The organism is Atlanticothrix silvestris CENA357, from assembly GCF_016056295.1.
Classification (GTDB): Bacteria; Cyanobacteriota; Cyanobacteriia; order Cyanobacteriales; family Nostocaceae; genus Atlanticothrix; species Atlanticothrix silvestris.
Genome location: NZ_JAECZB010000010.1, coordinates 39,308 through 51,005 on the forward strand (window position 1 = coordinate 39,308; position 11,698 = coordinate 51,005).

Consider the following 11,698-nt stretch of genomic DNA (forward strand, 5'->3'; position numbering starts at 1 on the left):
ATAATGTCATTACTACTCGCGCGCGTACGCTTAACGCGCTCGGCAGAACGGCAATGCTAGGCAAAGCCAGCCCAACTACCGCCACGTAGCAGCTTTATGTCATTATCTTTACCAATTAACCACGCACTACTATCTGTTGGCGCGCCTTGGTAATTATCATTATATATATCTTGACACCATTCGTATATATTACCATGCATATCGTATAAACCAAAAGAATTAGGCGGAAATTCTCCTACATCTGTTGTTTGTTGACGATATTTACCTTTTGGTGCAGAGCCGTAAGGAAAGAATTTACCGTTGTAATTAACCAAATCGGTGGTAATTGTTTCACCAAAATAAAATGGTGTAGTTGTTCCTGCGCGACAAGCATATTCCCATTCAGCCTCGCTGGGTAGCCTATAGGTTTTTCCTGTCTTTTGACTCAATTTTTGACAAAACTCTACCGCATCATCCCAACTCACTTGTTCTACAGGTCGTTTATCAGCTTTGAAGCTGGAAGGATTTGTCCCCATAATTGCTTGATACTGTGCTTGGGTGACTGCATATTTCCCCATAAAGAACTGAGGTACTGTAACTTGATGCTGCGGACTTTCATCTGATTTTCGTTGCGTTTCCCCTGCTGGTGAACCCATCGTAAAGGTTCCCCCTGGTATCTGCACCATTTCCAAATTGACACTATTCCCCAAGTCTTCAACGAAATATTGTGCTTGTTGATTGCGGCGGTTAGTAATGTTTCCTTGTGCATTCACCGTCACAGTTTCAAATTGAAAGGTTTGTAAGTTATTTGAGGAAGCAGGAGTCTGGATGACAGGTTCACTCGTTACCGGATTTGCGAATGGTGTTGTAGTTGTACTAGTGCTTAGTATTTCTTGTAGTAGTTTTGTGACTTCTTTCTCACTCAATCGCTTACCAGGATTAATTTCTTCGCTTAGGTCTTCCCCATCTACAAATTCTTGGACTAAATAAAATTCGCCTTGTTCTTCAAAGTGGGCAAACAGTCGCGGTATTTGGTCGCTATCATTACCTAAGCGGTACAAAACTTGGGCTTCGCTATCAAATAATCTTCTAACGATTTGTAATACTGCTGGGTCGGAGTTGGGTTTTAGGTGTTTGACTACACACTTGGGATGGTTGGGTAAGTCTAAGTCTTCAGCTAAGTAGGTGTCGCCAAATCCGCCACTTCCTAAGATTTTGATGATTTTATAGCGGTTGCGGAGGGTTGTACCAGTCGTGGGCATGGTTTTTGACTTGGTAGTGGGGATTTTGGTTTATTGTGCCAAATTTTTTGGTGTTAGGGCAAGATAATTTTTTAACGCAGAGGCGCAGAAACGCGGAGCCACATCTCACTTTGGCTCTTGCCGTTTGAAAGTTAGCTTAATTGCTCCTTTACCACTAGCTTTTGCACCACTACCAATTAATTTAACTTCGCCTTCGCCGCTAATTTCTACCGATAGTTCAATTTCTTCTAGCTGCATTTTAGAATTTACTTGCTGTTCTGCACGACTAAATAAGCGCCCTACGACTTGCAAAAAGCCAGTCATATTTTGCTCTAATTTCTCAGCGCTAACCTTAACGGCATCTCCTACCACTTTGTGATTAGTATCTCTTGTGGGTTCATCTCCCCAACTTCCCCGTGTAGTAGTTCCGCCTTTAACGCCTTCAGGTATGGATATTTGAGGCATTTCATCGGTAACAATCCAAATGGAGTCTGAAGGTGTTTCTGACATATTACATTAAGTGTTTATTTGCATTTTCTCATAAATATATACAAAGGTATGAGGCGTTTTTCGGATATTGTGATTAGGGTGATTGAGGCGATATTCACCATAAGCTTGCCTATGCACTGATTATTTACAATGGTTATAGAAAAATACTTGCCCAATTATCTATGAATGTGTCCTTAACTCCAGAACTGGAGCAATTCATCCAAGCTCAGATTGAAAGTGGTAAATATGCAACGGCTACGGAAGTAATTGTCGATGCTCTCAGAACTTTTGCCGCCAAAGGTCACGCTGAAGCAGCAGTACAGCCAAAAACACCAGAAGAATTAGGCTGGCCTGCTGATTTTTTTGAACAAACGGCTGGTTGTTTACAAAATGAACCTCTGATGAGATATCCCCAAAGTGAGTATGAGATGCGAGAGTCGTTAGAGTAATTTATTTATTAGATACCAATGCTTGCATTGTTTATCTCAATCGTCCAATGTCTGGTGTACGGCGACGGTTAGAATCTTTGTCACCACAGGATATTGCTGTTTGTTCAGTTGTAAAGGCAGAATTATTTTATGGTGCAGTCAGAAGCAGAATTCCTCAACGCACTTTGGCTTTACAGTGAGCTTTTCTCAATAATTGTGTTTCTCTGCCTTTTGATGATGCAGCCGCTAAATTTTTTGGTGAAATTCGGTTTGAATTGGCAATTTTAGGTACACCTATCGGCCCTTATGATTTGCAAATTGCATCTATTGCTAAAGTGCATAATTTAACGTTAGTTACGCACAATATGAGGGAATTTAGTTGGGTGAATGGATTACAAATTGAAGATTGGAAGGAAGTCTAAACCCAATTTTAGGCGTTGCTAACTGTATTGTAGAGACATAATTGTGGTGAAGAGATCGCCATCCTCAAAGATAATGGTTATATATCACAAATAATTATTTTTGTCATGCTAAATATTGCTAGAGATAACAAAAATTTACAATCAAAAGTAAGAAAAAAGTAAGAAACGTGTTTTTCTCAAAAATCTGAAACCTAGATATAGCAAGGAAAATAAATGGTACGACCGCGCAAGATATTTGCTCAGCATTGGCTCAAAAGTGAAAAGGCATTAGATGCAATTGTGAAGGCCGCAGCGTGTCAGCCAAACGATGGCTCCGCCAACACCTCAGGTGAACGCATTTTAGAAATCGGCCCAGGTACTGGCATTCTGACGCGTCGTTTATTGCCTTTGGTGCAATCTCTAGTTGCAGTAGAAATAGACTTTGATTTGTGCAAACTTTTAATAAAGCAACTAGGTAAAACTGAAAATTTTTTACTGCTGCAAGGAGATTTTCTCACTCTAGATTTACCATCTCATTTAGCAGCATTTTCCAACTTTCAAAATCCCAATAAAGTAGTAGCTAATATTCCCTACAACATCACAGGGCCAATTATTGAAAAATTATTGGGAACTATCAGTAATCCTAATCCAGAACCCTTTGACTCGATAGTGTTACTAGTACAAAAAGAAGTAGCAGAAAGGTTATATGCTAAACCAGAGTCGAAAGCATTTGGAGCCTTAAGTGTACGAGTGCAGTATTTAGCTGAGTGTGAATTAATTTGTACAGTACCAGCCAGTGCATTTTACCCACCACCAAAAGTAGACTCAGCAGTCGTGCGGTTGCATCCAAGGCAGATAGCAACGCCAGCCATTAACCCCCGAAAGTTTGAGAACTTACTGAAATTGGGGTTTGCAGCCAAACGTAAAATGTTACGAAATAACTTGCAATCAGTCGTTGATCGCGATCGCCTGACCCACTTACTGGAACAATTAGAAATAAATCCCCAAGCTAGGGCTGAAGACCTCAGCATTCAGCAATGGGTAACACTAGCTAATGAGTTAGAAGTCAACTGACAACTGACAACTGACAACTGACAACTAACAACTAACAACTGATAACTGAATATGCGTTCCTACACCTTAACTGCCCCTGCCAAAATCAACTTATACTTAGAAATCATTGGCAACCGCCCTGATGGTTATCACGAATTGGCAATGATCCTCCAAAGCATTGACTTGGCTGACCAAATTGAAGTGCGTTCCCTTAGCGTTGACACTATCCGCGTTCATTGTAACCATCCACAACTACCAACAGACAAGAGTAATTTGGCATACCGGGCAGCCGAACTAATGACAACGCAATTTCCCGAAGCCTTTAGTAAATATGGCGGTGTAGAAATTAATGTCAAAAAGCATATTCCTGTAGCTGCTGGGTTAGCAGGAGGTTCAACAGATGCCGCAGCAGTTTTGGTAGGAATAGATTTATTGTGGAAATTGGGATTAACTCAGTCAGAATTAGAAGAACTGGGCGCTACTCTAGGTTCAGATATACCATTTTGTGTAGCTGGTGGTACAGCGATCGCCACAGGTAGAGGTGAACAACTTTCTCCTTTACCAAGTTTAGATCACATATATATAGTATTAGCTAAATATCGCAGCTTAGAAGTTTCCACCGTTTGGGCATACAAAACCTATCGTCAACAGTTTGGCAGTTCTTATTTGAGAGACGAAAGTTTGGCAGCGCGTGCTAGTGCAGTTCATTCGGGAGAAATGGTCAAAGCTATCCTTAAAAAAGATGCCACAGAAATTGCCCAAAAACTGCACAATGATTTAGAGCGTGTAGTATTGCCAGAGTACCCCCAAGTTCTGCAACTGCGAGAACTATTTGCCAATCAACAAGGAGTGTTAGGAACAATGATGTCTGGTTCTGGGCCAACAGTCTTTGCACTCACAGAGTCTGAACAACAAGCACAAGCAGTTAAATTAAAAATTAGAGAAGCCATTCCTGACGAAGATTTAGAATTATTCGTGACCCGGATGACTACACACGGCATAATAATTCGTAATTCGTAATTCGTAATTAAGAAATTCAGATTTCATCTGGTTTCATGCCCCATTCCCCATTTCCCAATCTAAAATGAGTGACCCAAATTTAACACCACAAACAGAAAATCCAACACAGGCTCCAGCTAGTCTAGTACGCTGTGTAACTGGAGCAGTAATTTCAGGAGGACTAAGCTTTGCAGTATATTCATTGATGATTGCGATCGCTACCAATTTTGCCACCAAACCGATCCATTCAGATAATCCATTAGTGTGGAAAATTTCCTCTGCTGTTCGTACCCTAGTTGTAGGTGTGTTTGCTTTAGGAAGTGGGATATTTGGAATAGTGGCAATCGGTTTGTTGGCTTTGGCAATACAATCAATAATTCAGCAGCTGACAAAGCCCAAAAGCAGTTAAAACTTTTAGCCAAGATTGAAAGGTATGTAATCTCCCAATTGAGAACGACTATTGATTAGTTGCAAATTCTTGTTTCGCGAAGCCTGAAAAATTTGATTTTGCTGATTTTGATGTTGTTTTCTCCAATTTTTGGGAGGTAGCCCATGATATTGACGAAATTGGCGGGAGAAATGACATGCATTTTGATAGCCCAATTTTATAGCAATCTGCTCGATTGTCTGATCAGTATCCTGCAATAAGGGACGTGCTGCTGCCATGCGGCGCTTAACAATCCAGCCGTTGACAGTTTCTCCCGTTTGTTTTGCAACTCTACTGGTTAAATAAGCTGCTGAATAACCAACAGCATCAGCCACATCAGATAAAGTAATTCCTTGATCGTAGTTAGCCTCAATGTAATCGAAAACTTCTTTGAGTTGGGGAAACGATGGAAAGAAGGACTCAGAAGTTACGGGCGAAGTAGTGTTTGTAGGTAGTACTGGTAAGGTCTGATGAGATTTGGTAGCATACCAGTACTTGAGGATAGCTTGTTTTTTTTCTAATCGGATTGCGATCGCTCTTAGTAACTCGCTTACTGTAGAAGGTTTGGTAAGATAGTCATCTGCTCCCAGTTCCATACCTTTACGAACAGATGCTTTAGTGTCACTACCAGTAAGAAAAATAAAGGGAATAACTGCTGTTATAGGATGTTGACGCAGCGTATTCAAAACACCGTAACCATCCATATCCGGCATAGCAATATCGCAAATCACCAAGTCTGGTAAATGCTTCTGTGCTTTTTCAATGCCAATTAGACCATTTTCAGCACCTATTGTGTCAAAACCTTCAGCCTCAAGAATGTCTAAGAAAAGATGGCGGGTAGGAGCATCATCTTCAATTACGAGAATTGTTTTCGACGATTTATGCATCATTTTTCTCTCACTAGAATTTTTGGCAGGGAATAATGACCAAACTCTGTGCTGAGTCAGCTATCAGTGGTTAGGCAGAATTAAAGTTATCAGTAGCAGAAAGGGAACAGGGAATAGGGAACATAGAAAATGTATAATTAATTTTGTTTAGGTACTTAAAAAATTTGTATAGAAGTGAGCTTTGGTTTCATCGATGGCAACACAACAGTCACAGTAGTACCTATACCAACCTCACTTTCGATAGTAATTTGACCACCATATAAATCTACAAGATTTTTGACAATCGATAAACCCAGTCCAGTACCGGATAGATTCTTAACATTGTTACCTCGATAAAATGGCTCAAAAAGTCTTTGTCTGTCTGCTGCTAGAATACCAATTCCTCTATCAATTACCTGGAAAATTACTTTCTCGTGTTCACAAGTAAGCTGTAAATCAACCGCGCTACCAGTTGGAGAATACTTAATGGCATTGTCGAGCAAGTTCTTCAGAATACGCTCTAGAAGTTCTTGATCCACATCAGCGCTTAAAGAGTTATATTGACTCACAAAATTGATGGGATTCTGAGCGCTACTGAGCTGCATTTGTGCTACTAACTTATTACAGAACCGAACCAAATCAAGTGGCTTGGCCTCGAAGTTGAGTTTTGCTGCTTCTGCCTGTGCAAATAACAAGATATCATTTAACATCTGGCTGAGCTTTTCAACAGCTGTTTGAATGTGATCAAGTAGCGATCGCATTTTTGCTGTTGTTCGTTCATCAATACGTTTTTGCAGTAAGCTATTAGAGACTGAAACAACATTCAGTGGCGTGCGTAATTGATGGCAAGCCATAGAAACAAAATTCGCTCTTTGTTCGCTTAGTTGCTTTACTTGTTCTAAAGCCTGACGGAATTCTGATTCTGCCTGTTTGGAATCAGTGATATCAATACCTGCAATCATTTCCACTGGCGTACCCTCGAAATCAAACATTGCAACTGTACAAGCCAGCCAGCGCTCAGTACCATCTTTTGTTAAAATAGATATCTCCTGATATTCGGAGTCTTTATTCTTGAGCAGTTGGCCAATATCAAAGCCAGTTAATAGTTCCTCTTTTGTGTAGCCAGTAAGTACCTCCACGGCGGGGTTGACGTATGATAGATGCGAACCTCTAATTACAAAAATATTAGCATCCGTCGTTTCTGCCAAAGTGCAAAATATAGCTTCATTTAGCCATAATGCATTTTTAGTCTTTTGAACTGCGCTAATATCCCAAATACTCCAGACTCTACCGATAATTTCGTTATCCAAACACTGAGGTTTAGAGTATTGAGCGAAGATTCTCCCATCCTTTAGTTCTAGAATATCGCAACTCTCAAAATCACGTTGGACGGATACCTTCTCCAGAACTGCAAGAAAAGCTTCTGGGTTTTTTAATTGGTTCTCGAAAAAGGTACTTACTTGAAGAAAATTCCTAGACAGCATCAGTGAATCTGGGATTTGCCACATATCCACAAATTTCTGATTAAAGCTCTCGATATGACCGGCAAAACTTACTGCAACAATACCATTGGCAGTAGATTCCAGAGTAGAACGCAGTAAAGAAACAGATGTTTCTAACTCTGTCTCCTTCTTCTGCAATTCACAAACTTCCTGTTGTACATACTCTATAGCATCATTTAATTCATCAAACCACTTTTGCATTCTTAACTCTACTACTTCGTCAGCGAAAGTCGGCAAGAAGCACATCCCTTTAAGAGGATGTTTGAAAAGTTTTGGGCGAATATAATTCGCTACTACACAAACAAAGCCCGCCTGCGCGGACTAATGTAAAAACAAGGGTTTGAAACCCACGCAGGTGGCCTTCCCGGAGGGAAGCCGCTACGCGTCCTGTCCGTGTAGCCAAGCCACTGCGCCCTTGCGGTTCCCCGACTTGTTCGCGCAGCGTCTACCCTTGGGAGAAGCAAGTGGCGCGCGACTTCTAGTCGCCAGGGCGAGTAATAAATTAGACTTTTCAAACAACCTCTAAGGGGTAGGAAAAATAGCCCCAAAGCTCTCATTTGTGCAGTGATATTATTATCAGCTTCGAGGCTACTCATAAAAAAGAAAAACCCCCTTGCCCTATAGCTTCATTGACCAAGAAATCAGCAAATTTCAACTTTGCTTATGGCTGTAGCGCCAATTGAAATTTAGATTGAACGAACGTAATAGTTACCAGACTACACTTTCACCACTCCTTTAAATCAATTGGTACTATAGCCATTAATTAGTGTTAATCCGAATCATTTAAAACCCTGATTGCACTACTAAATTATCGAAGAACGAATTAAAGCGAAAAATACTTAACAATGTTATTGTAAATATGATTTTACCAATATTGAGTGAACACTTTAATATTGGTTACATAAAGAAACAATGTTTTTTTATTATTCATTTAATATAAATTACTTGTTATAAATAAGTTGATAGTTAAGACAAAATTAGATTGTATAGTCATAAACAACTTGCAATCACATTCAGTCTTTTATGCACTTGCATACAGAAAACTATATATAACTAATTTCAGCCAAATTAAATAGGTGAGTCAACATTTTAAGACAGCAATATTAAATAAGTTGAATTATTTTTTATTTACAAATAAAGAGTACCGACATAATTTTATCTTTGCATCACGATTCATATTATTATTCCAATTCAAATTTAGATGTTTTTAACATTTCATTTTTAAGTTAAAACGAAGTTTTTTTGTCCATAATTTTATATTTTTTACTTCTACTCTTTCAGGGATTTAACTACATAATAATATGCTAAGTCATCTTTCATAGGGAATACATTTTTATTAAACATCACATGTATATTGTTAAAACATCTTTCAAAAGAAATAAAAAATGTTAAGAGTAAATGTATTGATAAACACAAAATCTTAGACTGAAGCGATATTGAGTACTAAAACACGGCTGAAATAATGCTATTATCAAGCTATTAGCCTTGAATCAACTCACTCATATTTTTATTCACAATTAAAATTACCTGATGTAGAAAGCTTTTAAGTCTTAAATGACTCATATCCTAGCGAGGGTTTTGGTAACTTGATTTTAGGCATCTGTGACAGCGGGGTATTACTCAGTTTTTACATGTGTAAATTTTTTCCTGGGTAATAATAAAGTATGTTTTATCACTTGTGTACTAAATGGTTAAGTTAATTTATAAGTAACAATTATCGTGTAATTTCGGCTAAATGAAATTTAAAATATTGTTTGCTCATTAATATTTGGCATGATCACTACGTATGTAATCTACGTACTACTGTTTTTATAAGCACATTTTTTAAATACTTTGTTTTTACTTATACTGATCATAAGCGAATCAAACTGATCAGGGTTAAGTTCAGTATAATTTGTAGTATATGCTACTGTAATGACCGAGGCATACTAAATTAGTATCTGAACAAGTAGAAATGGTAAATTAAAAAGACAAAATCAAAAAAGAGTCTGGAGATTGAGATTTTTCTATGTCTAAATGTAAATTTGTATAATTTCCAAGTTTTATAAAAAATAGTATTCAACAAAATTTTTCGTTTACAACAAGTAATAAACTACAAAAGAGAAAAAAAAGATAAGTCTACCAAAAAATTAGACATGTATCTGTTGCTGAAGATTGAGTAGTCTTAAAAAAGAAGCTAATTCTGCAATACGGGTCATTCGTAGGGGCTGATTTAACTAGATATTTATTAGGCAGATAAAAATGCTGACTGGTTAAATTTACCCCTATTTCTAAAACCCCTTTGTAATCATCAAAGGTTTGCTATCCTACTAGACAGTCGACAGACTTTCAAAAAACATAATTTTCGATTTTAGATAATAAAACATCAATCTTCACGGAACAATTGCCTACATTCAAAATTGCAAACTTTACCAAATGAGGAAAGATTATGCATCAAAGAATGAATACTACTTATAGTTCCCAGACTGGTAATAAAATCAATACCGAACAAATCGATCAGATAATTAAAGCAATTATTGCCGGCAAATATTCCTGGGCATGTGTCTTAATTCTACGTTTTTCTGGCTATAACCCTATAGACTATATACCTTATCGCACCTATATTCGACTCCTAAAAAATAACTACTTAACAGATGGTTCTAAGATGAAAGAAGTTGAAAATAAAGAAGTTTTTGACATGAAGCCAAACTGGATTAGTTAGACTCGTAATCACCTACTGTTAAGTAGTGAATACAATCTCAATATTCGCAACAAGTTTGATCAATAAAAAATTTTTAGTTTAGGCGGAGAAGTTCCCCCAGGGTAGGAACGCGGTTTCATACTTCATACTTTTTGAGTCACCCCATCTCCAGATTTGTCGCAGCTTATGATTTACCCACTCACTCCTGTTAATACCCGTCTGCAACCCATTCTCAGAGAGATTGTGTGGCACAAAAAGCAAGAAGTCATACAAATGCACCAACAGATGTCTTTGGCTTCCTTACAACGTCAATTAACTGCGGCTCCAACTGTGCGAGATTTCTTGACAGCCTTGCAACAGAGTCCTCATCGACCCAGTCTGATTGCAGAAATCCAAAAAGCATCACCACTTCATGGAATTATCAGAGCAGACTTTGACCCAATAGCGATCGCCAAAGCTTACGAACGAAGTGGTGCTGCTTGTATATCTGTAATCACTGAAGCATCATTCTTTCATGGCAGTTTTGAAAGTCTGCGTGCAATCCACCAGAAAATATCTTTACCCCTACTGTGCAAAGAGTTTATCATTGACCCGTGCCAAATTTATTTAGCACGCTCAGCGGGAGCAGATGCAGTACTACTCATCGCCGCCATTTTGACAGATAGGGAACTCCAAGACTTGTTGCGAGTGATTCATTATTTGGGGATGAACGCTTTAGTAGAAGTCCATAACTTGACGGAACTAGATCGGGTACTGAAGCTAGACGATATTCGTTTAATAGGAATTAACAATCAGAGTCTAGAAGATTTTACAATCGATACCAGCACAACTCAAAGATTAATCGCAGCTAGGCGATCGCAATTACAAGACTTGGGTGTGATAATTGTCAGTGAGTCAGGATTGTACACACATAATGATTTATTACTGGTAGGCGAGGCTGGTACACATGCGGTTCTTGTAGGAGAATCTTTAATAAAAGAACAAGATATAGAACAAGCCGTGCGTCATCTGATGAAACTTGCTCCTCCTGCCTAGTAGCGCGAGGCGGAATTAAAAATTAAAAATTAAAAATTAAAAATTAAAAATTAAAAACGAATACAGCGAAAAGTTTGCTCTTGAGGTTTCCCCCAAGAGCAAACTTTTCATTGATTTGGAATGGGTGGTTTATTTCCGCGCCCACTGTACTATAGGAATCTGCTTTGATTCCTGAAATCATTTGCGTAGTAAGGGAACAGGGAACAGGGAATAGGTAAGAAGAAATAAAGCGGAAAGTCTGCCGGGGAGATACTCCTGCCGGAGAACTTTTCAAGAAAGTGTACTGAGTTTTGTTCAGAAATCAAATATGAGTCCTATAGTTAGTTATGGGAATTTTCCTGTTCCCTTTCAAAATGACAACAATGCCCCGTAACCGTTGCTGGTAACTCTGGTACAGGGTCATAACCACCTGGATGAAATGGGTGACAACGCAAAATGCGCCGAACTGCCATCCAGCCACCGCGCCACACACCAAACCTTTCAATTGCTTCGATGGCGTACATTGAACAAGTTGGTTGAAAGCGACAAGTCGGGAGAAACAGTGGCGAAATAAACATTCTGTAGCCCCGAATCAGCCAAATCAATAATAATTTCATTG

General features: G+C 38.7%; 12 protein-coding genes. 7 read left to right on the forward strand and 5 right to left on the reverse strand.

Features of this window, described 5'->3' with window-relative positions:
* Window positions 1-56: 56 nt before the first annotated feature.
* Together I8751_RS06720 and I8751_RS06725 are read right to left on the reverse strand one after the other, a co-directional pair.
* Window positions 57-1,241, reverse strand: coding sequence for an SUMF1/EgtB/PvdO family nonheme iron enzyme (locus tag I8751_RS06720; RefSeq protein ID WP_214438394.1), 1,185 nt, complete (start codon window positions 1,239-1,241; stop codon window positions 57-59).
* A gap of 105 nt (window positions 1,242-1,346) precedes the next feature.
* Entirely contained in the window at window positions 1,347-1,730 is a 384-nt protein-coding gene (locus tag I8751_RS06725) for a Pepco domain-containing protein (RefSeq protein WP_214438395.1), read from the reverse strand.
* A 161-nt stretch (window positions 1,731-1,891) separates the two neighbouring features.
* Between I8751_RS06725 and I8751_RS06735 the strand changes: the two genes are divergently transcribed.
* The 5 genes from I8751_RS06735 (at window position 1,892) to I8751_RS06755 (ending at window position 4,999) form a co-directional block, all read left to right on the forward strand.
* Window positions 1,892-2,158 (forward strand): ribbon-helix-helix domain-containing protein, encoded by a 267-nt coding sequence (locus I8751_RS06735; protein ID WP_225894006.1) that lies wholly within the window; start codon window positions 1,892-1,894, stop codon window positions 2,156-2,158.
* 47 nt (window positions 2,159-2,205) lie between these two features.
* A complete protein-coding gene (locus tag I8751_RS30225) occupies window positions 2,206-2,337 on the forward strand; it encodes a PIN domain-containing protein (protein ID WP_318780300.1) in 132 nt (43 codons plus the stop codon).
* 435 nt (window positions 2,338-2,772) lie between these two features.
* Window positions 2,773-3,612 (forward strand): 16S rRNA (adenine(1518)-N(6)/adenine(1519)-N(6))-dimethyltransferase RsmA, encoded by an 840-nt coding sequence (gene rsmA / locus I8751_RS06745; RefSeq protein ID WP_214438396.1) that lies wholly within the window; start codon window positions 2,773-2,775, stop codon window positions 3,610-3,612.
* Window positions 3,613-3,663: 51 nt separating this feature from the next.
* Entirely contained in the window at window positions 3,664-4,611 is a 948-nt protein-coding gene (gene ispE / locus I8751_RS06750) for a 4-(cytidine 5'-diphospho)-2-C-methyl-D-erythritol kinase (protein WP_214438397.1), read from the forward strand.
* Window positions 4,612-4,675: 64 nt separating this feature from the next.
* The gene (locus I8751_RS06755) at window positions 4,676-4,999 is read left to right on the forward strand and encodes a DUF3082 domain-containing protein (RefSeq protein ID WP_214438398.1); all 324 of its coding nucleotides are present in this window, start codon (window positions 4,676-4,678) and stop codon (window positions 4,997-4,999) included.
* A gap of 5 nt (window positions 5,000-5,004) precedes the next feature.
* Here I8751_RS06755 and I8751_RS06760 read toward each other — a convergent pair whose 3' ends face one another.
* On the reverse strand, window positions 5,005-5,907 hold the full coding sequence (locus tag I8751_RS06760) for a response regulator transcription factor (RefSeq protein ID WP_214438399.1): 903 nt from the start codon (window positions 5,905-5,907) through the stop codon (window positions 5,005-5,007).
* A gap of 152 nt (window positions 5,908-6,059) precedes the next feature.
* A complete protein-coding gene (locus tag I8751_RS06765; protein WP_225894007.1) occupies window positions 6,060-7,622 on the reverse strand; it encodes a sensor histidine kinase in 1,563 nt (520 codons plus the stop codon).
* 2,191 nt (window positions 7,623-9,813) lie between these two features.
* Here I8751_RS06765 and I8751_RS06770 point away from each other — a divergent pair.
* Window positions 9,814-10,086 (forward strand): HetP family heterocyst commitment protein, encoded by a 273-nt coding sequence (locus tag I8751_RS06770; RefSeq protein WP_214438401.1) that lies wholly within the window; start codon window positions 9,814-9,816, stop codon window positions 10,084-10,086.
* A 165-nt stretch (window positions 10,087-10,251) separates the two neighbouring features.
* Window positions 10,252-11,100 (forward strand): indole-3-glycerol phosphate synthase TrpC, encoded by an 849-nt coding sequence (gene trpC, locus I8751_RS06775; protein WP_214438402.1) that lies wholly within the window; start codon window positions 10,252-10,254, stop codon window positions 11,098-11,100.
* 320 nt (window positions 11,101-11,420) lie between these two features.
* On the opposite strand, the gene yidD is transcribed toward trpC, so the two are convergent.
* Window positions 11,421-11,696, reverse strand: coding sequence for a membrane protein insertion efficiency factor YidD (gene yidD / locus I8751_RS06780; protein WP_225894008.1), 276 nt, complete (start codon window positions 11,694-11,696; stop codon window positions 11,421-11,423).
* Window positions 11,697-11,698: the final 2 nt, after the last annotated feature.

What these genes read in the sequence shown, in the direction of transcription:
- I8751_RS06720 (WP_214438394.1), bottom strand. Translation starts at nt 1,241, where the DNA reads ATGCCCACGACTGGTACAACCCTCCGCAACCGCTATAAAATCATCAAA.
- I8751_RS06725 (WP_214438395.1), bottom strand. Translation starts at nt 1,730, where the DNA reads ATGTCAGAAACACCTTCAGACTCCATTTGGATTGTTACCGATGAAATG.
- I8751_RS06735 (WP_225894006.1), top strand. Translation starts at nt 1,892, where the DNA reads ATGAATGTGTCCTTAACTCCAGAACTGGAGCAATTCATCCAAGCTCAG.
- I8751_RS30225 (WP_318780300.1), top strand. Translation starts at nt 2,206, where the DNA reads ATGTCTGGTGTACGGCGACGGTTAGAATCTTTGTCACCACAGGATATT.
- rsmA (WP_214438396.1), top strand. Translation starts at nt 2,773, where the DNA reads ATGGTACGACCGCGCAAGATATTTGCTCAGCATTGGCTCAAAAGTGAA.
- ispE (WP_214438397.1), top strand. Translation starts at nt 3,664, where the DNA reads ATGCGTTCCTACACCTTAACTGCCCCTGCCAAAATCAACTTATACTTA.
- I8751_RS06755 (WP_214438398.1), top strand. Translation starts at nt 4,676, where the DNA reads ATGAGTGACCCAAATTTAACACCACAAACAGAAAATCCAACACAGGCT.
- I8751_RS06760 (WP_214438399.1), bottom strand. Translation starts at nt 5,907, where the DNA reads ATGATGCATAAATCGTCGAAAACAATTCTCGTAATTGAAGATGATGCT.
- I8751_RS06770 (WP_214438401.1), top strand. Translation starts at nt 9,814, where the DNA reads ATGCATCAAAGAATGAATACTACTTATAGTTCCCAGACTGGTAATAAA.
- trpC (WP_214438402.1), top strand. Translation starts at nt 10,252, where the DNA reads ATGATTTACCCACTCACTCCTGTTAATACCCGTCTGCAACCCATTCTC.
- yidD (WP_225894008.1), bottom strand. Translation starts at nt 11,696, where the DNA reads ATGAAATTATTATTGATTTGGCTGATTCGGGGCTACAGAATGTTTATT.